Here is a 21,498-nt window from a genome sequence, read left to right on the forward strand (position 1 = left end):
GCTTAGCCCCCTTGCATCGGTGCGACGACCTCAACCCGGTCGCCATCTGTCAGCTGATGGGCAATGCGCAGGCTGGAGGGCACGAAGCTTTCGTTCACCGCCGTCGCGACACGGCCCGAGAACCCACATTCCTCCAGCACCTCGGCCAGCGTCGCAGCCTGTACCTCGCACGCCTCGCCGTTAAGCACGATCTTCATCGACCATCTCCGAATATTTGTTCTCAAGCGCCAGATCAGCCACGCCCTGCGCCAGCGCGGGGGCCAGCAGGTACCCATGGCGGTACAGTCCGTTCGCATAGATTGTCCGGCCAAGTCGCCGGATACGCGGCAGGTTGTCCGGGAAGGCCGGGCGCAGATCGACGCCAATTTCCAACACTTCGGCCTCACCGAATGCAGGGTTCAGCGCATAGGCCGCACTGAGCAGTTCCAGCATCGAGCGCGCGGTGATCCGGCTGCTATCCTCGGATTCGATCATCGTCGCGCCCAGCATGTAGATGCCATCCCCCCGCGGCACGATATAGAGCGGCATCCGTGGGTGCAGTAACCGCACGGGCCGGGTCAGGGTCACATCCGGGCAGCGGATCACCAGCATCTCACCCTTCACGCCGCGCAAATCGTGCAGCACCTCACGGGCATGCAGGCCGCGGCAATCGATGGCATGGTCCAGCCGAGCAGGGGCGAGCTTCCGGTGAAACGTGACGCCCTTGTCTGTCAGGTCGCGATACAGGTCCTGCAATGCCTGACGTGGCTCTACATGCGCTTCGTCCCTGAAATAAAGACCCTTGCCGAAACCGTACAGATCAGGCTCTAAATCGCAGATTTCGGCTTGATCGACATCCCGAAACTCCTGCGTCCGACGCGCAAACCGGCGCAGGTCCGGTAAGTCACGCGTATTGGCAACCACCAATGTCCCCCGCCGCTGCACCGCAGTCCGAGCCGTCCACCAATCGATGGCCTTCTGCCCCAGCCGCAAGACAGGCTCCTCGGCGTTTTCATATTCGCACCACGGTGCCAGCATCCCGCCAGCCCACCACGAACACCCGTGCGGGCCCGGAGGGCCGCCGGGATCGAACACCTGCACCGTCGCCCCGCGCGAGACGAGCTCGCTGGCGACGGCCAATCCGGCAACACCCGCGCCTATGACGGACCAGACGGTCACGCAGGCCAAATCCGATAGAAGTGATGCACAGGGCCGTGCCCCTGCCCAATCCTCAGATCGTCCGCCGCCGAAATCGCGCCTTGCAGATAGTGATGCGCCTGCGCGACCGCGTCGGTCAGGGGTAGATCTTGGGCCAAACCCGCAGCGATCGACGAGGACAAGGTGCAACCCGTCCCGTGGGTGTTCTTTGTGTCCTGCCGCGGTGCCCGGAACTCACCCACCACGCCCGAGCCATCTATCAAAAGATCATGGCAGACGTCCCCGGCCCCATGACCGCCTTTCATCAGAACGGATGTCGCCCCCAGCCCACACAACGCTAGGCCTTGCGCAATCATATCTTCCGGCGTCTCAGCAGAGGGTTGATCCAGCAGGCGCGCCGCCTCGGGCAGGTTCGGGGTCAGCACCGTTGCGCGGGGTAACAAGACCTCGCGCAATGTCTGCACCGCTTCATCGGCCAGCAGCGCATCCCCTGATTTGGCAATCATCACCGGATCCAGCACAATGGGTCCATCGAATCCCGAAATCGCCCCTGCGACGGTGTGAATGATCTCAGGCGTGGCCAGCATCCCGATCTTGATCGCGCGTACGTCCAGATCACCAAGAACCGCATCGATCTGCGCGGTGATGACATCCAGCGGGATGCCATGCACCGCTGTCACCGCCTGCGTGTTTTGCGCAGTCACGGTGGTGATCACGCTGGCCCCATAAACACCCAGCGCCGACATGGCTTTCAGGTCTGCCTGAATCCCGGCCCCGCCGCCACTGTCCGAACCGGCAATCGTCATCGCAATAGGCGCCATCCGTGTGCTCCATCTCTGTTGGGCAACGGGGCGTGGAAAACGTCTGACGTGTTAAGACCGTTCCCTCCGCCGGAATTGCCCGGATCAGGTTCGATGGGTTGATGCAGTTGCACCTCTCAGCCCCTTTAGAGGGGCACCCCAACGGTTGGCGCGGAACATCTCAGGCGCAGCACAAAGAATCAAGGGATTTTTGCGAGGCTCTGCCTCGCGCTCCGGGATATTTCTGGCCAGATGAAGTGCGGATCCCCTGCTTCATCTGGCTCTAAATATCCCGGGGGAGTCGCGGCTTGCCGCGGCGGGGGCAGAGCCCCCGGATTTCGGCGTATCAGCCTTTCATCCCGTCCCAGAAGGATTTAACGGATGAGAAAAAGCTTTTCGATTCCGGGTGATTGTCTTCACCGAGATCATCGAATTCCCGCAGCAGTTCTTTCTGGCGGCTCGTCAGATTGACCGGGGTTTCGACGGCCAGTTCGATGAACATATCACCCACACCGCCACCACGCAGAGCGGGCATACCCTTGGCGCGCAGCCGCATTTGGCGGCCCGACTGGCTGCCCGCGGGGATCTGCACGCGACCGCGGCCGCCATCGATTGTGGGCACTTCGATCGAACCGCCAAGCGCCGCCTTGGCCATGCTGACGGGTACGCGGCAATAGAGGTTCACGCTGTCGCGCTCGAACAGTTTGTGCTCGGATACTTCCACGAAGATATAGAGATCACCCGGAGGGCCGCCGCGCATTCCGGCCTCGCCCTCGCCCGCCAGGCGGATGCGGGTGCCGGTTTCGACACCGGCAGGAATGTTGACGGACAGTGCGCGTTCTTTTTCCACGCGCCCGGCCCCGCCGCAGGATTTACAGGGGTTCTTGATGATCTGACCCAGCCCGGAACAGGTCGGGCAGGTGCGTTCGACGGTGAAGAATCCCTGTTGGGCACGCACCTTGCCCATGCCGGAACAGGTGGGGCAGGCCGTGGGTTCGACGCCACTTTCGGCGCCGGTGCCCTCGCATGAGGAACAGGCGACCGCCGTGGGTACGTTGATGGTTTTCTGCAGGCCTGCATAGGCCTCTTCCAGCGTCACGCGCAGGTTATAGCGCAGGTCGGATCCGCGTGCAGCGCGGCGTCCGCCGCCGCCTCCGCGCTGGCCACCCATGAAATCGCCGAACAGGTCGTCGAACACGTCCGAGAAGGCGCTGGAGAAATCGCCCTGCCCAAAACCGCCACCAGGACGGCCGCCGCCGCCCATACCGTTTTCAAAGGCGGCATGGCCAAAGCGGTCATAAGCGGCCTTTTTGTCGGCGTCGCGCAGCACATCATAGGCCTCGTTGGCCTCTTTGAACTGCGCTTCGGCATCCGGATTGTCCTTGTTGCGATCCGGATGCAGCTGTTTGGCTTTCGAGCGAAAGCCTTTCTTGATCTCATCCGCAGAAGCGCCCTTGGACACGCCGAGCACTTCGTAATAGTCGCGTTTGGACATCAGTATTTCCTTCTGCCTCAACGTATTTGGGCCGGCCCGGCAACCGGACCGGCCCAGATTGGCACGGTTACCCGTTAGTTACGCTTGTCGTCGTCCAGATCTTCGAACTCGGCGTCGACGATATCGTCCTCACCCGGCGCGGCATCTGCGGCTGCGGGCTCATCTTCGCCCTCTTCCGCTTGTGCCTTATAGATCGCTTCGCCCAGTTTCATGGCCGCCTCAGTGACGTTCTGGATGCCTGCCTTGATCTTGTCGGCATTGTCCGATTCCAGCTCATCCTTGAGCGCGGCAACGGCCAGTTCGATTGCTTCGACGGTCGACGGGTCGACCTTGTCGCCATGTTCCTCGATCGATTTCTCGGTCGCGTGGACAAGGCTTTCGGCCTGGTTCTTGGCTTCGACCAGCTCTTTGCGGGCCTTGTCTGCCTCGGCGTTTTCCTCGGCATCCTTGACCATCTTGTCGATGTCGTCGTCCGACAGACCGCCAGAGGCCTGAATGGTGATCTTCTGCTCTTTGCCGGTGCCTTTGTCCTTGGCCGAAACCGAGACGATGCCGTTGGCGTCGATGTCAAAAGTCACCTCGATCTGAGGCATGCCGCGCGGTGCAGGCGGGATTTCTTCGAGGTTGAACTGACCGAGGATCTTGTTGTCCGCAGCCATTTCGCGCTCACCCTGGAAACAGCGGATGGTCACGGCGTTCTGGTTGTCCTCGGCGGTCGAGAAGACCTGAGACTTCTTGGTCGGAATGGTCGTATTGCGGTCGATCAGACGGGTGAACACGCCACCCAGCGTCTCGATCCCCAGCGACAGCGGGGTCACGTCCAGCAGAACCACATCCTTAACGTCACCCTGCAGAACACCGGCCTGAATGGCGGCGCCCATGGCAACCACTTCGTCCGGGTTCACGCCTTTGTGCGGCTCTTTGCCGAAGAACTTGGTGACCTCTTCGATCACTTTCGGCATCCGGGTCATACCACCGACCAGAACAACCTCATCCACGTCGCCCGCCGACAGGCCTGCGTCTTTCAGAGCGGCTTGGCAAGGCTTCATCGACTTCTTGATCAGGTCGCCAACCAGCGATTCCAGCTTGGCACGGGTCAGTTTCATGACCATGTGCAGCGGCTGACCGTTCGAGCCCATCGAGATGAACGGCTGGTTGATTTCAGTCTGCGAGGTCGAGCTGAGTTCGATCTTGGCTTTTTCAGCAGCTTCTTTCAGACGCTGCAGAGCCATCTTGTCCGCAGACAGGTCGACGCCGTGTTCCTTTTTGAACTCGTCTGCCAGGTAGTTGACGATGCGCATGTCAAAGTCTTCACCACCCAGGAAGGTGTCGCCGTTGGTCGATTTGACCTCGAACAATCCGTCGTCGATTTCCAGAATGGTTACGTCGAAGGTACCGCCACCAAGGTCATAGACCGCGATGGTTTGGGTTTCTTCCTTGTCCAGACCATAGGCCAGAGCGGCAGCAGTCGGTTCGTTGATGATCCGCAGCACTTCGAGGCCGGCGATTTTACCGGCGTCTTTGGTGGCCTGACGCTGAGCATCGTTGAAATAGGCCGGAACGGTGATAACCGCCTGCGTGACGTCCTCACCCAGATAGCTTTCTGCGGTTTCCTTCATCTTACCCAGAGTGAAGGCCGAGATCTGGCTTGGGGAGTATTTCTCACCGCGGGCTTCCACCCACGCGTCGCCATTGCCGCCATCAACGATAGCGTACGGCACCATTTTCTTGTCTTTTTCGACTTCGGCATCATCCACGCGACGACCGATCAGGCGCTTGACGCCAAAGATCGTGTTGTCGGGGTTGGTGACCGCCTGACGTTTTGCAGGCTGACCGACCAGTCGCTCATCCTCGGTGAAGGCGACGATCGAGGGCGTGGTCCGCGCCCCTTCGGCGTTTTCGATGACCTTCGGCTGCGAGCCGTCCATGATGGCCACGCACGAGTTGGTGGTCCCGAGGTCAATCCCGATTACTTTTCCCATTTTTGCAATCCCTTTCTCTTCAAGGCGATGTCCCGAGGGTTGGACCCGTTGCGGCATCCTGCCCCCGATTGATGTGCGCGACAGCACTACACCATCGCGCGTCGAGGCGTATATAAGGGCGCAATCTGGGGCCTGCAAGCGTTCAGAAACGCAGGTTTTCGGGATTCTGTGGCCTTTTTTGGCAAGGTTTTGGCAAGGTTTGGGGATTCTTGAATGGCGCGGCTGGTTTTGCGCGGATTTGATATCCGCAAGGGTTATCTGGATGCGGCGGCGCAAACCGGCCTGATCGATTTGCTGAGGCCGATTCTGAAAGCTGCGCCGCTGTATCGGCCCGTTACGCCTTCGGGCAAAGAGATGTCGGTGCGCATGACCTCGGCCGGGGCGTTGGGCTGGGTCACGGATCGGGCCGGATATCGATATCAGGACAGCCATCCAAAGGGCATGACATGGCCTGCAATCCCGGATGAGATCCTTGCGATCTGGCAGGACCTGACGGGCGCGGATCGTGAACCAGATTGCTGCCTGATCAACTATTACGGCGAAGGCACCAAGATGGGCCTGCATCAGGACAAGGACGAAGCCGATTTCTCTTGGCCCGTGCTGTCGATCTCATTGGGCGATGACGCGCTGTTCCGCATCGGCAACACCACCCGCGGCGGCAAGACCGAGTCGATCTGGCTGAGTTCCGGCGATGTGGTGATCATGGGTGGCCCCGCGCGGCTGACCTATCACGGGGTGGATCGTATCCGGTTTGGGTCATCCAAGCTGTTGCCAAAAGGCGGGCGGCTCAATCTGACGCTGCGGGTCGCCACCTAGCGGCGGGCATCCCAGCTTTTCGAGACCTGCTTGCGCGTGTAGAACTCAGCCAGCAACCCGATCATGGTCAGAACGATGCCGACCCAAAGCGCATATTCCCAGTTGGTATTACGCGGGAAATAGTTGCGGAACACAAAGCCCCGGCACTGGTCGATGATGTGAAACAGCGGGTTCCACGCAAACATGGACAGCATGACCCCGCCCAGCGCATTGGCCACGAACATCTTGCCGGAAAAGATCATGTTCAGACGCCGATAGACCTGACTGAGAATGCCAACCACCTGAGGAAACCAGGGCATCAGGGCAAGAAAAAGAAGCCCCGCCGCGCAGCCCGTGAACCACGCAAGGACCAGCATTCCAAACGCGCCGCCGGGCTCTTGTATCTCAAGCGGTGAGACAGCAGCGCTGTAGAAAAATAAAATCACCAAGATCGAGACGATCTGCGTATAAAACGCCCCCAGCGCGGCCGCCAGAAGCATCACCATCATGCTCATCGGAGAATGCAATGTCATGGGGTTGTTCCCCGAACCCACCTTCATCACCCCCATCACGGATTTGATATGTGTCAGATACATGAAGATGCCCGAGAGGATGTAAAGAACGAACTCTCCGCGGATCTTGGGCGCCCCGAACCGCCCCAGCAATGTCATGAGCAGATAGAAGAACGTTGCCAGCACGAGCGTCTGCAGGATGTTGACCACAATCGCCAGAACCGCATTGGTATGTTGTGCGCGAATATCCCGCACCACCGCATGAAAAATCAGCTCGGCCGTGGTAAAGGCGCTGCCCAGCATTGACTGACTTCGTTGGTACTTGAACACTCGATCGCTCTTTTCTGCTGCGTTGCCCGCGACTGTGGCACGAAATTCTTGCTGTTCCGTATCCGCCGCATCATAAGTCCGTCAGCAATTCGGATCAATAAACACAGGAACGGAGCTTTTTTGTGACCTACGACGCCCTTATTCCCGTCATCCGGCGGCTGGCCCTGCAGGCCGGGGACAAGATCATGCAGATCTATGAGGCGGATGATTTCGACGTCAAAGTCAAATCCGATTCCAGCCCCGTGACCGAGGCGGACGAAGCGGCGGACGCTCTGATCTCAGCCGGGCTGCGCGACGCCTTCCCCGATATCCTGCTCGTGACCGAGGAACAGGCGGCCTCGCATTCCGAAAAGGGCGATACCTTCCTGATCGTTGACCCGCTGGACGGAACCAAGGAGTTCATCAACCGGCGCGGCGATTTCACGGTGAATATCGCTCTGGTCGAAAACGGCGTGCCGACCCGTGGCGTGGTCTATGCGCCTGCGCGGGGCCGCATGTTCTATACGCAGGCCGATGGGCAGGCGGTTGAGGAAACCGGCGCGCTGGACAAGGATCAGCCGGGCGCGGTCACGCCCATATCAGTCTCTAAACCTGACAATTCGGCGCTGATGATCGTCGCCTCGAAGTCGCACCGCGATCAGGCGACCGAGGATTACATCAACAAGTATCAGGTGCGCGACAGCAAAAGCGCCGGGTCATCGCTGAAGTTCTGTCTGGTCGCGACCGGTGAGGCCGACCTATACCCCCGCGTAGGCCGCACGATGGAATGGGACACCGCCGCAGGCCATGCCGTTCTGGCCGGTGCGGGCGGTGATGTGGTGCGCTTTGACGACCATTCGCCGTTGACCTACGGCAAAGACGGCTATGCCAATCCGTTTTTCATCGCCTATGCTCCGGGCGTCGACCTGAAGGAAGCCTGATGTCTGTTCTGATCGCCATCCCCGCCCGTTATGCCTCGACCCGCTATCCGGGCAAACCTCTGGTGCCGCTGACCGGTGCCAATGGCACCAGCATGACGCTGATCGAACGGTCTTGGCGCGCGGCAATTTCCGTCTCGGGCGTGGACCGGGTGGTTGTAGCCACCGACGATGATCGCATTCGCGAAGTCTCGGAAGGGTTCGGGGCCGAGGTGGTGATGACCTCGGACACCTGCCGCAATGGCACCGAACGCTGCGCCGAGGCGCATGAGGTGCTGGGCAGCGGCTATGACATCGTGGTCAACCTGCAGGGTGATGCGCCGCTGACCCCGCATTGGTTCGTCGAAGACCTGATCAACGGATTGCGCGCCGCGCCCGAGGCTGGCGTGGCCACACCGGTCCTGCGCTGCGATGGTGATGCGTTGAACGGGCTGCTGAACGATCGCAAACATGGCCGCGTAGGTGGCACAACTGCGGTGTTCGGGAACGACCACAGCGCGCTCTATTTCTCGAAAGAGGTGATCCCCTATACCGCCCAGACCTATGCCAGCACCGACCCGACCCCGGTGTTCCACCATGTCGGCGTCTATGCCTATCGCCCCGACGCGCTGGCTGCCTATCCCGGCTGGGAGAGCGGACCGCTTGAGACGCTGGAAGGGTTGGAACAGTTGCGCTTCATGGAAAACGGTCGCAAGGTTCTGTGCGTCGAGGTCGAAGCCAAGGGCCGCCAGTTCTGGGAACTGAACAACCCGCAGGACGTCGCCAAGATCGAGGAAATGATGGCCGCGATGGGGCTGGAATGACCCATATTCTGGTCACCGGCGGCGCGGGCTATATCGGCTCGCACGCCTGCAAGGCGCTTGCGCAGGCGGGCTATGTGCCAGTGACCTATGACAGTCTGGTCACCGGCTGGCGTGATGCGGTGAAATTCGGCCCCTTTGAACAGGGCGACCTGCTGGATCGCGCGCGGCTGGATGAGGTGTTCGCCAAATACCAGCCCGCCGCCGTGATGCATTTCGCCGCCCTGTCTCAGGTCGGCGAGGCGATGTCCGAGCCCGGCAAATACTGGTCGAACAATGTGGCCGGATCGCTAACGCTGATACAGGCGGCGGTGGATGCGGGCTGTTTGAACTTTGTGTTTTCTTCAACCTGCGCCACCTATGGCGATCATGACAATGTGGTGCTGGATGAAGCCACGCCGCAGCATCCGCTGAACGCCTACGGGGCCTCGAAACGGGCCATTGAGGATATCCTGCGAGATTTTCAGTCCGCCTATGGGTTGAACCACGTGATCTTCCGCTATTTCAACGTGGCCGGTGCCGACCCCGAGGGTGAGGTGGGCGAGTACCACCAGCCCGAGACCCATCTGGTGCCCCTGATGCTGGACGCCATTGATGGCAAGCGTGACGGGCTGACGGTGTTCGGCACCGATTACGACACGCCGGATGGCACCTGCATCCGCGACTATGTGCATGTCTGCGATCTGGTCGACGCGCATGTTCTGGGGCTGCGCTGGCTGGAGCAAGGCAAAGACAGCCGCGTTTTCAACTTGGGCACCGGCTCGGGCTTTTCGGTGATGGAGGTGATCGAGCATTCCAAATCCGTCACCAACCGCGCGGTGCCTTATACGATAGGCCCGCGTCGTGCCGGGGATTGCACGCGGCTGGTTTCGGGCTCGGTCCGGGCCGAGAAGGAGTTGGGGTGGAGCCCCAAACGCTCAACGTTAGAGACGATGATTACCGATGCGTGGCGCTGGCACCAGACCGGCAGCTACCTAGCGTGAGCACGCAAGACCAACCGCTGAATTGGGTGCAGCGTTACAAGCTGCGCCTCAAACGCAAGCGGCTGTTGTGGCGGTCCTTTCGCAGCCGCCGCCAGTTGAGCGCATTGGCAGATCGCACAGATCAGATCACCCCCGGCGCGATCCTTGCCCTCACCACCCTGCGCAATGAGATCACCCGCCTACCCTGGTTTTTCCGACATTACCGGGCGCTGGGCGTGGATCACTTTCTGATGGTGGATAATGGCAGCGACGACGGATCGGTGCCTTATCTGCTGGATCAACCGGATGTGTCGCTGTGGCAGACCGGTGCCAGCTATCGCGCTGCGCGGTTCGGGCTGGATTGGCTGACATGGCTGCAGATGCGGTATGGCCACGGCCACTGGACGCTGATGATCGATGCGGACGAGCTGCTGATCTATGCGCATCACGAAACGCAGACCCTGCACGATCTGACCAAATGGCTGGACGCGCGTGGGCAGCCCGCCTTTGGCGCGCTGATGCTGGACCTCTATCCCAGGGGGTCATTGGGCGCGCAGGACTACGATCCGCAAACCGATCCGACCGACATCCTAACCGGGTTCGACCCCGCCCCCTATCGAGCCCAGCGCCAGAGCCCGACGGGCAATCTGTGGGTACAGGGCGGGGTGCGGGAACGGGCGTTTTTCGCCGATCAGCCGCGGAAATCCCCGACGCTGAACAAGATCCCTCTGCTCCGTTGGTCTCGGCGCTATGCTTACGTGAACTCGTGCCATTCTGCCCTGCCGCGCGGTTTGAACTTTGCCTATGACGGGCCGGGGGGTCAGGCCCCGTCGGGCGTGCTGCTGCACACCAAGTTCCTGCCCGAGATCGTCGAGAAATCCCGGTCCGAGAAACTGCGGCGGCAGCATTTCCACGATCCCGATCAGTTCGGCCCCTACTATGACGGGATCATCAACGGACCAAACCTGTGGACGCCACAATCGGTGCAACTGCGGGATTGGCAGCAACTGCAGGACCTTGGCTTGATGAACGCAGGCGGTTTCCCGGACACAGAGGGGAAGTAAACCGGATTTAAACCCGTTGCCTCGCAAGGTGCGGAAATGTCATAAAACGGTAATTGCCCGGCACCACTCAGGCCACAGGCGGCCCCGGGCAGACGCGCATATCAAAAAGGTTGGGCAGCCGCGTGAGCCTTTTGGATTCCTATCGCATGAGAGTGCGGCGCAAGCGCCGCCTGCTGCGCTGCCTGCGCAAACGACGCGATCTGAAGGCCGTAAACGACCGGACGGCACAGATCCGCGCCGGGGATGTGCTGTTGATGAGCGTGGTGCGGAACGAAAAAATCCGGCTGCCCTATTTTCTGGACTATTACCGCAAGCTGGGTGTCAGCAATTTCCTGTTCGTCGACAACAACAGCGATGATGGCACGTCCGAGTTCCTTCGGGATCAGCCGGACGTATCGCTATGGTGGACCAATGCCAGCTACAAGCAATCGACCTATGGGGTGGACTGGTCGAACTATCTGCTGCGCAGCTATGCCCATGGCCATTGGGTGCTGACCGTCGATCCCGACGAATTCCTGATCTATCCGTTCTGCGACACCCGTTCTATCGGAGCACTGACCGATTGGCTGGACGATACCGGTGTGCGCAGCTTTGGCACCATGTTGATCGATATGTACCCCGAAGGCGCAATCGAGGACGCGCCCTATCACGAGGGGCAAAACCCGTTCGAGCTGGCCCCGTGGTTTGATGCGGGGAACTATATGATCACCCGCAACCCGACCTATGGGAACCTGTGGATACAGGGCGGCGCGCGGGCGCGGGTGTTCTTTCAGGACGCGCCAAAAAAGGCCCCGGCCCTGAACAAGATACCGCTGGTGAAATGGCATCGCCGCTATGCCTATGTCAGCTCGACCCATGCGCTGCTGCCGCGCGGACTCAATCAGGTCTATGAGGAAAAGGGCGGTGAAAAGACCAGCGGCGCGCTGCTGCATGCAAAACTGATCGACACGCTGGGCGAAAAGGCGCGCGAGGAAATGCAGCGCGGTCAGCATTACCGCGCCTCGGGCGAATACAAGGCCTATGCCGAGCAGCTAGAGGATAGGCCGGTTTTCTGGAACAAATGGTCCGAGAAATACATCAACTGGCGACAGCTTGAGATTCTGGGCCTGATGTCCAAGGGGAACTGGGCATGAGCAGCTTGGGTATTGTGATGCTGGTGCATACGGCGCTGGATCGGGTTGCGCAGGTGGCGCGGCACTGGACCGCCTCGGGCTGCCCGGTGGTCATCCACGTGGATCGCAAGGTGGGCCAAAAGACCTATGCCAGGTTTGTCGCCACCTGCGCCGATGACCCGCTGATCCTGTTTTCCGACCGTCATGTCTGTGACTGGGGGCGCTGGGGCATCGTTGCGGCCTCGCAATCCGCGGCCTCGCTGATGCTTGAGCGGTTTCCGGATGTCCGGCATGTCTACCTGTCCTCGGGGGCCTGCCTGCCGCTGCGCCCGGTGGGCGAGCTGATCGATTATCTGGCCGACCGCCCCCGTGTCGATTTCATCGAAAGCGCCACCACGCGCGATGTCAGCTGGACCGTGGGTGGACTGGATCTCGAACGCTTTACCCTGCGGTTTCCGTTTTCATGGCGCAAGCAGCGCAGGCTGTTTGACGCCTATGTCCGCCTGCAACGGGCTCTGGGAATGCGCCGCACGATCCCCGAGGGGCTGGTGCCGCATATGGGCAGCCAGTGGTGGTGCCTGACGCGGCAGACGCTGTCGGCGATCCTGCAGGACCCCAAGCGCAAGGATTATGACCGCTATTTCCGCAGCGTCTGGATACCGGATGAAAGCTATTTCCAGACGCTGGCGCGGCTTTATTCCACCCATATCGAAAGCCGGTCACTGACCCTGTCGAAATTCGACTATCAGGGCCGTCCGCATATGTTCTATGACGATCATCTGCAGCTGCTGCGCCGGTCCGACTGTTTTGTGGCCCGCAAAGTCTGGCACAAGGCGGATCGGCTGTATCAGGCGTTTCTGACCGATCAAAGCAGCGCCATGACCCCGGCCGAGCCCAACCCGGGCAAGATCGACCGTCTGTTTTCCAAAGCGGTCGAGCGGCGGGTCCGCGGCCGCGACGGGCTGTATATGCAAAGCCGCTTTCCGCGTCATACGACCGAACTCAACCTGACCGCCCACCCGTATTCGGTGTTTCAGGGCTTTGCCGAGTTGTTCGAGGATTTTGCGCCCTGGCTGGCCAACACCACCGGCGCACGGGTGCATGGCCGCCTGTTCCACCCCGATCACGCAGAGTTTGCCGGGGACACGCCCCTGATCAACGGCAGCCTCAGCGATTGCGCCAGCCTGCGGGATTATAACCCCGCGGCGTTCCTGACGAACCTGATCTGGAACACACGGGGTGAGCGTCAGTGTTTCCAGTTCTGCCCGTCGGACACGCAGAAAATCAACGATTTCCTGATCCGCGACAAGAATGCCCAGATTTCGATTGTCACCGGGGCATGGGCGGTGCCGCTGTTCCGCTCAAACATGAACTTCGCCGATATCCGATGCGAGGCGGCGCGGCTGCAACAGCTGGAAACCAAACAGCTAGAGCTGCTGGACACGGCCCGTGCCAAGGCGCGCATCCGGGTCTGGACGATGGCGGATTTCGTGGAATCTCCGATGGATCCGTTGCAGACGATTCTTGAGGATATGGGCGCCCCGCAACCCAATCACCTGACCGAAGCGCCCACGATGATAGACCTGACCGGGTTCGGCAAGTTCCTGCAAAACCTCAAGAATCAGGGGATGCACCCGTATCTGATGGGGGATTTCCCCGCCGATGACATATTCGGAACGCAGCCCAAATCCTTCAAGAAACCCTATCTGGTGCAGTAACCCGGAATGACCCGCGCCTTTGACACTTTCATCGTGCTGGCCGATATGCGCACCGGCTCGAACCTGCTGGAACAGCATTTGAATGCGTTTGACGGCATCACCTGCCATGGCGAGGCATTCAACCCCTATTTCGTGGGCCTGCCGAAACTGGATCAGCTGCTGGGCTTCACGTTAGGCGACCGCGATGCCGATCCGCTGGGCTTGATTGAGGCGATCCGAACCGCCCCCGGCGCGATCAACGGGTTTCGGTTCTTCAGCGACCATGACCCGCGCGGTCTGGTGCCTGCTCTGGACGATCCGCGCTGCGCCAAGATCCTGCTGACCCGCAATCCGCTGGACAGCTACCTGTCGTGGAAGATCGCGAAAGCCACGAAACAGTGGAAGCTGGTCAATATCAAACAGCGGCGCGACGCGCAGGTCGCGTTCGACGCCGATGAATTCGCCGATCAGCTGGCGCAACGGCGGGAGTTTCAGCACACCGTGTTGAACCACCTGCAAAAGACAGGCCAGGCTGCGTTTCAGATCGACTACGAAGACCTCAACGATCTTGAGGTTCTGAACGGCCTTGCCGCGTGGCTGGGCGTCGACGCGCGACTTGAGGCATTGGACCAACATCTCAGACGTCAGAACCCCGCGCCCGCCCTGTCAAAGGTCACCAATCCTGATGAGATGGAGCAGGCGCTGTCGCATCAGGACCGGTTCGGTCTGCATCACATCCCCAGCTTTGAGCCGCACCGGGGCCCTGCGGTGTCGCGCTATGTTGCCGCGCCGCAGACGCCGCTGCTGTATCTGCCGGTGCGCGGAGGGCCCGAGGCTGAGGTGGCGCAATGGCTGGCGGATCTGGACGGGGTCGAAGCCGACGGCCTGCTGACCGGGCGCAATCAGAAACAGCTGCGCAGGTGGATGCTGGACCACCCCGGTCACCGCAAATTCACCGTTCTGCGCCATCCGCTGGCGCGGGCACATGCGGTGTTCTGTGCCCGCATCCTGGGTACCGGACCAGGGGCCTATCGCAAGATTCGCAACATGCTGCGCCGCCGGTATGAGCTGCCGATCCCCGAGACGTTTGATCCGGCGTGCTATACGCTCGACCAGCATCGCACCGCATTTGCAGCCTTTCTGGTGATGCTGCAGCGCATTCTGGCCGGTCAGACCGCCGTGCGTGTGGATGGCGAATGGTGCGGTCAGGCGCAAACGCTTGAGGGGATGGCCGGTTTCACCCTGCCCGACCTGATCCTGCGCGAGGATGAGATCGCCACCGCCCTGCCCGATCTTGCACAAAAGCTGGGCCACCCGAACCCCGCAACCCCGGGTGCGGCGCAGGCGGACACACCGTTTTCTCTGGCCCAGATTTACGACGCCGAGCTTGAGGCGCTGGCGGTCGAGGCCTACCAGCGTGACTATCTGCTGTTCGGGTTTGGGGACTGGAAGCCGCTGTGATCAGGGGCGCAGGGTGATGACCGTGCCCTCGTTCACCATCGCGTAAATCTCTTCCATCTCTTCGTTCTTGACCGCGATGCAGCCTGCCGTCCAATCCACCGTTTTCTTGGCCCGCTTCCGTTCGGAGCGCTTGTTGGGCTGGCCGTGGATGAAGATATCACCGCCCGGATCGACACCCGCCGCCTTGGCCTGCGCGCGATCCGCCGAGTTGGGATAGGAAATGCCCAGCGACAGGTGATAGCGGCTGCGCGGGTTGCGGCGGTCGATCAGATAGGTGCCCTCGGGCGTGCGCCCGTCGCCTTTCTTGGTCTTGGTGCCCGCCGGGGCAAAGCCAAGATCGACCTTGTATTCCTTCAAAATCTGCTCGTTATGCAGAAGATAAAGCTTACGCGCGCCCTTGTTGATGACCAACGACGTCACCTCGGGGCCATCATAAGCCAGAAATCTGGGGCTGGCTGAGGCACATGCCGAAAGGCTCAGCGTGGCCACCGCACCCAATCCAAATGCTCGACGATCCATGAGTTTCACTGCCTACTGCTCTTTTTTTTTGCAAGTATTACGTCAGACCCGCCAAAACGGAAATCACTTTTTGATGTGCGCCTGTTCGGTCAGGCGGCGTTCGATGGATTCCAGCCGCTCGAGCACCTCGTCGCGATAGGCGTCGGTTCTGACCTCATCCTCGGCATGGTGCGCGTCCTGCATCGAGTTCACGATCAGACCGACCAGCAGGTTCACCACGGCGAAGGTGGTGACCATGATGAAGGGCACGAAAAACAGCCATGCGTAGGGATAGACCTCCATCACCGGGCGGACGATGCCCATGGACCAGCTTTCCAGCGTCATGATCTGAAACAGCGTATAGGCCGACAGACCCAGATCGCCGAACCAGTCGGGGAAGGTGGCCGAGAACAGTTTGGTCGAGATCACCGCGCCGATATAGAACAGGATGGCCATTAGCAGGAACACGCTGGCCATGCCCGGCAGGGCCGAAATGAAGCCTTCGACCACCCGGCGCAGGCGTGGCGCAACCGAGATCACCCGCAGCACCCGCAATATCCGCAGCGCCCGCAGCACCGACAGCGCCCCGGCGCTGGGCACCAGCGCGATGCCCACGATGATGAAATCAAAGATATTCCATCCGCTGGTAAAGAACCTGCGCCCCGTCGCGATCAGTTTCATCGCAATTTCCGCGACAAAGATGGCAAGGCACAGCCTGTCCAGCGTCACGATCAGCGGGCCCGCAACCTCCATCAGCGTGGGCGAGGTTTCCATGCCCAGCAGCACCGCGTTGAACATGATCACGCCGGTGATGAATTTCCCGAAAGCGGGCGCTTCGATGATGGGCAGCAAGCGTTGGGCGATCCCCATGCGGGTGTCTCCTGTCAGGATTTCGGGTTCAGGGCGAACCGGGCGGCAAGTTCGGTGTGTGACGACCATCGAAATTGGTCAACCACCTGTACCCATTCAAGGGTGTATCCCGCGTTAACCAGCGTCTTTGCGTCGCGGGCAAAGGTCACAGGGTTGCACGAAACATAAGCAATCACCGGGCGTTTGGCCTGCGCCAGCTCGCTCACCTGCGCCTCGGCCCCGGCGCGCGGCGGGTCAAGGACCACAGCGTCGAATTTTTTCAATTCGCCGGGCATCAGCGGGCGGCGGAACAAGTCCCTCGTCTCGGTCGTGACCTGTTTCAGCCCTTGCGCCTTGCGCCAGCCCTGATCCAGGGCTTTGGTCATTTCACCCTCACCCTCAACCGCGTGGATTTCGGCCGTTTGCGCCAGCGGCAGGGAGAAGGTGCCGCAGCCCGCGAACAGATCGGCGATACGCTTTGCGCCCTGCGTCGCTTCGGAAACGGCCTGCTTTAGAGCCTGTTCTCCATCTTTAGTCGCTTGCAAAAAGGCACCCGGCGGCGGTACGACAGCCACAGGACCGAACCGTTGGGTCGGAGGTTCGCGCATGGCGATCACCTCCCCCTCCCAACTCAGCCGGGCGAGGCCATGATGTTCGGTTGCTTGCGCCAGCGCCAGTTCGAGCCGGCCGTCCAGTGGTTTGCCTCCTTTGACCGACACGTCCAGACCAACCTCGGACAGGGTCAGCGTCACGGCCAGAACGCCCTTGCGGCTGCCGCCCAGCAGCGCCAGCGCCTGAGCCACCGGAATGGCGGCGATCAGGTCGGGATGCAGCAGGTGGCAATCGAGGATCTCGGTGATCGTGTCGGACGCCCGCCCGTGGAACCCGGCCAAAGTGCCCTTCTTGGTGCGCCGCACGGCAATAGTGGCGCGGCGGCGCGAACGGTCAGGTGAGGTGTGAATGGGCCGCATCGGGGCATCGAGCCCCTGCGCGGCCAGCGCGTTGCGCACCACCGCAACTTTCCAGTCGGCGACAAAATCATCGGCTGCGTGCTGCAACTGGCAGCCACCGCAGGCCTTGTAATGGCGACAGGGTGCTTTCACCCGCTGGTCCGAGGGTGTTTCGACCCGGATATCGGTCAGCATTTGACCAAGCAGCGTGCCACTGACCACCTCACCCGGCAGGGTGCGGGGTGCATAGACGGGGCCATCTGCGATGCCGTCGCCCTGATGGCCAAGGCGGGTTATGGTGTGGTGCTGCGTCATGGGGGCCTGATACCGGGGGTTTGGACGCAACAAAACCCCTTTGGGTCCTTTGCGTTTGCTTTGGATCGAAATACGCTGCCTCTCCCTACGGTCGAACGCGCATTCCGATGCTTGATTTGTGAGAAACGCAAAGGCCCCTTATTCAGCTGCTTCCGCCTGAATGAACCCGCCAGACTGACGGTGCCAGAACCGGGCATAAAGCCCGCCGCGTTCCAACAGCACCTCATGCGTGCCACTTTCAACGATATGCCCCTGATCCAGAACGATGATCCGATCCATCTCGCTGAGCGTGGACAGGCGGTGGGCGATGGCGAGCACGGTCTTACCCTGCATCACCCGATGCAGCGCGGCCTGGATTGAGGCCTCGACCTCGGAATCCAGCGCCGATGTGGCTTCGTCCAGCACCAGAATCGGTGCGTCTTTCAGGATGGCGCGGGCCAGAGCGATCCTTTGCCGCTGCCCGCCGGAAAGCTTCACCCCCCGTTCCCCCAGATGCGCGTCATAACCCTTGCGGCCCTGCGCGTCCTGCAGGCCAAGGATAAACTCATGCGCCTCGGCTTTGGTGGCGGCCTCGATCATCTCGGCCTCAGTCGCGTCGGGACGACCATATAGGATGTTCTCGCGCGCCGAGCGGTTGAACATCGCGGTTTCCTGCGTGACCATCCCGATCTGACGGCGCAGGCTGTCCTGCGTCACCGCCGAGACATCCTGACCGTCGATGTGAATAGTGCCCTTTTCCCCGTCATAGAGTCTGAGCAGCAACGAAACCAAGGTCGATTTCCCAGCACCCGACGCACCCACAATGCCCAGTTTCTCACCCGGGGCGGCGGTGAAATGCAGGTCCGACACGCCACCTACATTCCGGCCATAGGCAAAGCTGACGTGATCGAATGCGATCTCGCCCTGCGTCACCCCAAGCGGGACGGCATTTGCGGCGTCCTCGACACGGTCGCGTTTGGTCAAGGTGTGCATCCCGTTCTCGATCTCGCCGACATTGGCATAAAGCCCCATCAGCGTAAAACTGACCCAGCCCGTCATTTGCGAGATGCGCACGGACACGGCCCCTGCCGCCACGATATCGCCGGTGGTCGCATTGCCCGCCTGCCACAGCCACAGGGTCGCGCCGATCAGCATCACCGGCAGCACTCCGGCCAGCGTCATCAGGATGAACCGGAAACTGGCCGAGAGCAGACCGAAATCCAGTGCCTTTTTCCGCAGATCGACCAGCGCAGTTCGGGCGGCTTGGTCCTCGTGTTGCGCATGGGCAAACAGCTTGACGGTCTTGATGTTGGTGATCGTATCCACGATCTGCCCCGACACCATCGCCCGCGCCCCGGCCCGCGCGCCCGAGCGTTTGCGGATGCGCGGCAGATACCAGCGGACCAGCAGGAAATAGACGCTCAGCCACAGGACAAAGGGCAGCATCACCAGCGGATGAATAGACCCTAACAAAAGCAAAGAGCCCGCAAGTGAGGCCAGCGCGAACACAATGGCACTGATCGTTTCCGAGACCACCGAGGTCAGCGCGGTTGCGGTCTGAACCTGTTTCTGCGCGATCCGTCCTGCAAAATCATCGTCGAAATAGGTGACCGACTGCCCCAGCGTCCAGCGATTCAGCTTGGCCAGAACCAGCGGCGGGATATTGGGCATGACCACGTAGTTGTTCGAGAACGCTGAAAGGCCAAAGAACACCGGGCGCAGCAGCATGAAAAACGCCACTGCGCCAAGGATCATCCACAGATTGCTGCCGGTCAGAAACGCATCCGGCCCGCCGAGCGTCGCCACATCGATGACGCGGCCCAATATCCACGCGGTTCCGGCCTCCATTGCGCCTGCGGTGGCCGAGAACAGGGCAGCGATGAACAACATTGGCCATGCACCGGATAGGGCCCAGCGAATGAACGCCCCCAGCGTTTGCGGCGGGGGCGTGTCGGTGTCTTTGAACGGTTGGATGAGGTCGGCAATCCTCATTCGGCGGCCTCCGGGTTCAGGAAGCCCCCAGATTGCCGCGCCCAGAACTGGGCGTAAAGCCCACCCTGCGCCAACAGATCGGAATGGCCGCCCTGTTCCACGATGCGGCCCCCATCCATGACCAGAATGCGGTCCATCTGCGCGATGGTGCTGAGCCGGTGGGCAATGGCGATCACGGTTTTCCCCTGCATCATACCATAGAGCGTTTCCTGTATCGAAGCTTCGACCTCGGAATCTAGGGCGGATGTGGCTTCATCCAACAGCAAAATCGGCGCATCCTTCAGGATCACCCGCGCCAGCGTTACCCGTTGCCGCTGACCCCCCGACAGTTTCACGCCGCGTTCGCCCACGTGCGCATCATAGCCTTTGCGCCCCTGCGGGTCCTGCAGGTCAAGGATAAAGTCATGCGCCTCGGCTTGCTTGGCGGCGGCGATCATCTGTTCCTCGGTCGCGTCAGGGCGACCATAGAGGATATTGGCCCGGACCGAGCGGTGCAGCAAGGCGCTGTCCTGTTGCACCATGCCGATATGGCTGCGCAGACTGTCCTGTGTGACCTTCGAAATATCCTGACCGTCGATCAGGATCGCGCCTCGCTCGACGTCATAGAACCGCAAAAGCAGCTTAACCAGGGTCGATTTTCCTGCACCCGAACGCCCGATCAGGCCGATCTTTTCACCCGGCTGGATGGTCAGGCTGACATGATCCAGCCCGCCGGTTTCGCGGCCATAATGATGCGACAGGTCGCGGATTTCGATCTGACCATTCTTCAGGCGCAAGGGCTTTGCGTCTGCATCATCCAGCAAACCGACGGGCTGCGCGATGGTCTGCATCCCCTCGGCGACGATCCCCAGCTCGCGAAAGAAACTGGTCAGCGCCCACATGATCCAGCCGGTCATCGAGTTCAGCCGCAGGGTCAGCGCCGTGGCTGCTGCAACCACCCCAACCGATGCGCTACCCTGCATCCACAGAGCAATGGCCCAGCCACACACGCCGACAATCAGGAACCCGTTCAGCGTGACCAGAGCGGCATCCATGATGGTGAAAATCCGCATCTCGATCTGAAAGGTGCGCCGGGTTTCCTCGATCGCCTCACGCGCGTAATCCATCTCCTGCGTGTCATGGGCGAACATCTTGACCGAATGGATATTGGTATAGCTGTCCACAACCCGTCCCGTCACGGTCGAGCGTGCATCAGATGCCGCTTGCGACGCCGGGCCCACGCGCTTGACCGTCCATGCGACCAGCGCGCCATAGAACACGAACCAGATCAGCAGGGGCAGCAACAGGCGCGCATCCGCTGCGATCAGCAGGATGGCCGCACCGATCATATAGGCCAGCGCAAAGGAAATGGCGTCGAACACCTGAAACACCACCTCGCCAGCGGCGGGTGGCGTTTGCATGATACGGTTGGCGATGCGCCCTGCGAAGTCATTCTCGAACCAGCCAACCGATTGACGCAGAACGTGTTTATGCGCCCGCCAGCGGATCAGCGTACCAAAATTGGGCAGGATCGCATTGTTCAGCAACAGCACGTCCACCACATGCAACAGCGGCCTAAGAAACAGAACAAACAGCGCGATCAGCACCAGTTCGGTCCCGTGCGCCTGCCACAGTTCAGCAGGTGAGCCGTTCAGCAGATCAACGATGCGGCCCATATAGTAGATCAGCCCAAGTTCAACCGCCGCCACGATGACCGAGATCAGTGCGGTCCAGGCAAAAACGCGGAAAAATGGCCGTGAATATTCCAGCATGAAGGGCCACAGCCGTGTCGGCGGCGTGTCAACTTCGTCATAGGCGACAAAAGGGTCTACAAGATTTTCGAAATAGCGAAACATAGAGGGTGCTCCGATT

19 protein-coding genes and 1 riboswitch are annotated in these 21,498 nt (G+C 60.9%); of the genes, 8 read left to right on the forward strand and 11 right to left on the reverse strand.

Translation table 11 applies throughout. The features are described from left to right. Positions 1–2: 2 nt before the first annotated feature. From thiS to dnaK, 5 genes are all read right to left on the reverse strand, one after another. Positions 3–197, reverse strand: coding sequence for a sulfur carrier protein ThiS (gene thiS / locus ACR1XV_RS17515; protein ID WP_480533680.1), 195 nt, complete (start codon positions 195–197; stop codon positions 3–5). Continuing rightward, positions 181–1,158, reverse strand: a complete 978-nt coding sequence (gene thiO / locus ACR1XV_RS17520) for a glycine oxidase ThiO (protein WP_480533682.1) — start codon at positions 1,156–1,158, stop codon at positions 181–183. The genes thiS and thiO overlap by 17 nt, the downstream gene beginning before the upstream one ends. After that, positions 1,155–1,958: a bifunctional hydroxymethylpyrimidine kinase/phosphomethylpyrimidine kinase gene (thiD, locus tag ACR1XV_RS17525; protein ID WP_480533684.1), complete on the reverse strand. Its 804-nt coding sequence runs from the start codon at positions 1,956–1,958 to the stop codon at positions 1,155–1,157. Before thiD ends, thiO begins: the two co-directional genes overlap by 4 nt. A gap of 44 nt (positions 1,959–2,002) precedes the next feature. Continuing rightward, a riboswitch (TPP riboswitch) is annotated at positions 2,003–2,109 on the reverse strand. A gap of 174 nt (positions 2,110–2,283) precedes the next feature. Next, the gene (dnaJ, locus tag ACR1XV_RS17530) at positions 2,284–3,432 is read right to left on the reverse strand and encodes a molecular chaperone DnaJ (protein ID WP_480533686.1); all 1,149 of its coding nucleotides are present in this window, start codon (positions 3,430–3,432) and stop codon (positions 2,284–2,286) included. 74 nt (positions 3,433–3,506) lie between these two features. Continuing rightward, positions 3,507–5,414: a molecular chaperone DnaK gene (gene dnaK, locus ACR1XV_RS17535; RefSeq protein WP_480533688.1), complete on the reverse strand. Its 1,908-nt coding sequence runs from the start codon at positions 5,412–5,414 to the stop codon at positions 3,507–3,509. Between the two features lie 213 nt (positions 5,415–5,627). On the opposite strand from dnaK, the gene ACR1XV_RS17540 reads away from it, so the two are divergent. Then, a complete protein-coding gene (locus ACR1XV_RS17540; RefSeq protein ID WP_480533690.1) occupies positions 5,628–6,230 on the forward strand; it encodes an alpha-ketoglutarate-dependent dioxygenase AlkB family protein in 603 nt (200 codons plus the stop codon). Here the strand turns inward: ACR1XV_RS17540 and ACR1XV_RS17545 are convergent. Continuing rightward, positions 6,227–7,051 carry an ABC transporter permease gene (locus ACR1XV_RS17545; RefSeq protein ID WP_480533692.1) on the reverse strand — a complete coding sequence of 275 codons (825 nt, stop codon included), beginning with the start codon at positions 7,049–7,051 and terminating at the stop codon, positions 6,227–6,229. The genes ACR1XV_RS17540 and ACR1XV_RS17545 overlap by 4 nt on opposite strands. A gap of 122 nt (positions 7,052–7,173) precedes the next feature. On the opposite strand from ACR1XV_RS17545, the gene cysQ reads away from it, so the two are divergent. From cysQ to ACR1XV_RS17580, 7 genes are all read left to right on the forward strand, one after another. After that, positions 7,174–7,971, forward strand: a complete 798-nt coding sequence (cysQ, locus tag ACR1XV_RS17550; RefSeq protein WP_480533694.1) for a 3'(2'),5'-bisphosphate nucleotidase CysQ — start codon at positions 7,174–7,176, stop codon at positions 7,969–7,971. Beyond that, positions 7,971–8,771, forward strand: a complete 801-nt coding sequence (locus ACR1XV_RS17555; protein WP_480533696.1) for a 3-deoxy-manno-octulosonate cytidylyltransferase family protein — start codon at positions 7,971–7,973, stop codon at positions 8,769–8,771. Before cysQ ends, ACR1XV_RS17555 begins: the two co-directional genes overlap by 1 nt. Beyond that, a complete protein-coding gene (galE, locus tag ACR1XV_RS17560) occupies positions 8,768–9,751 on the forward strand; it encodes a UDP-glucose 4-epimerase GalE (protein WP_480533698.1) in 984 nt (327 codons plus the stop codon). Before ACR1XV_RS17555 ends, galE begins: the two co-directional genes overlap by 4 nt. After that, entirely contained in the window at positions 9,748–10,794 is a 1,047-nt protein-coding gene (locus tag ACR1XV_RS17565) for a glycosyltransferase family 2 protein (RefSeq protein WP_480533700.1), read from the forward strand. Before galE ends, ACR1XV_RS17565 begins: the two co-directional genes overlap by 4 nt. 146 nt (positions 10,795–10,940) lie before the next feature. Then, complete coding sequence (locus ACR1XV_RS17570) at positions 10,941–11,927, forward strand: glycosyltransferase family 2 protein (protein ID WP_480533871.1); 987 nt, start codon at positions 10,941–10,943, stop codon at positions 11,925–11,927. Next, complete coding sequence (locus tag ACR1XV_RS17575; RefSeq protein ID WP_480533702.1) at positions 11,924–13,624, forward strand: DUF5927 domain-containing protein; 1,701 nt, start codon at positions 11,924–11,926, stop codon at positions 13,622–13,624. Before ACR1XV_RS17570 ends, ACR1XV_RS17575 begins: the two co-directional genes overlap by 4 nt. Before the next feature lie 6 nt (positions 13,625–13,630). Continuing rightward, positions 13,631–15,064: a nodulation protein NodH gene (locus ACR1XV_RS17580; RefSeq protein WP_480533704.1), complete on the forward strand. Its 1,434-nt coding sequence runs from the start codon at positions 13,631–13,633 to the stop codon at positions 15,062–15,064. Here ACR1XV_RS17580 and ACR1XV_RS17585 read toward each other — a convergent pair whose 3' ends face one another. From ACR1XV_RS17585 to ACR1XV_RS17605, 5 genes are all read right to left on the reverse strand, one after another. After that, positions 15,065–15,583, reverse strand: a complete 519-nt coding sequence (locus ACR1XV_RS17585) for a L,D-transpeptidase family protein (protein ID WP_480533706.1) — start codon at positions 15,581–15,583, stop codon at positions 15,065–15,067. Positions 15,584–15,646: 63 nt separating this feature from the next. Further along, positions 15,647–16,432, reverse strand: coding sequence for an ion transporter (locus ACR1XV_RS17590; protein WP_480533708.1), 786 nt, complete (start codon positions 16,430–16,432; stop codon positions 15,647–15,649). Between the two features lie 14 nt (positions 16,433–16,446). Beyond that, positions 16,447–17,676: a class I SAM-dependent RNA methyltransferase gene (locus tag ACR1XV_RS17595; RefSeq protein WP_480533710.1), complete on the reverse strand. Its 1,230-nt coding sequence runs from the start codon at positions 17,674–17,676 to the stop codon at positions 16,447–16,449. Positions 17,677–17,814: 138 nt separating this feature from the next. Next, positions 17,815–19,647: an ABC transporter ATP-binding protein gene (locus tag ACR1XV_RS17600; RefSeq protein WP_480533712.1), complete on the reverse strand. Its 1,833-nt coding sequence runs from the start codon at positions 19,645–19,647 to the stop codon at positions 17,815–17,817. Continuing rightward, complete coding sequence (locus ACR1XV_RS17605) at positions 19,644–21,482, reverse strand: ABC transporter ATP-binding protein (protein WP_480533714.1); 1,839 nt, start codon at positions 21,480–21,482, stop codon at positions 19,644–19,646. Before ACR1XV_RS17605 ends, ACR1XV_RS17600 begins: the two co-directional genes overlap by 4 nt. Between the last annotated feature and the right edge of the window lie 16 nt (positions 21,483–21,498).

The organism is Ruegeria sp. AD2(2025), from assembly GCF_056542385.1.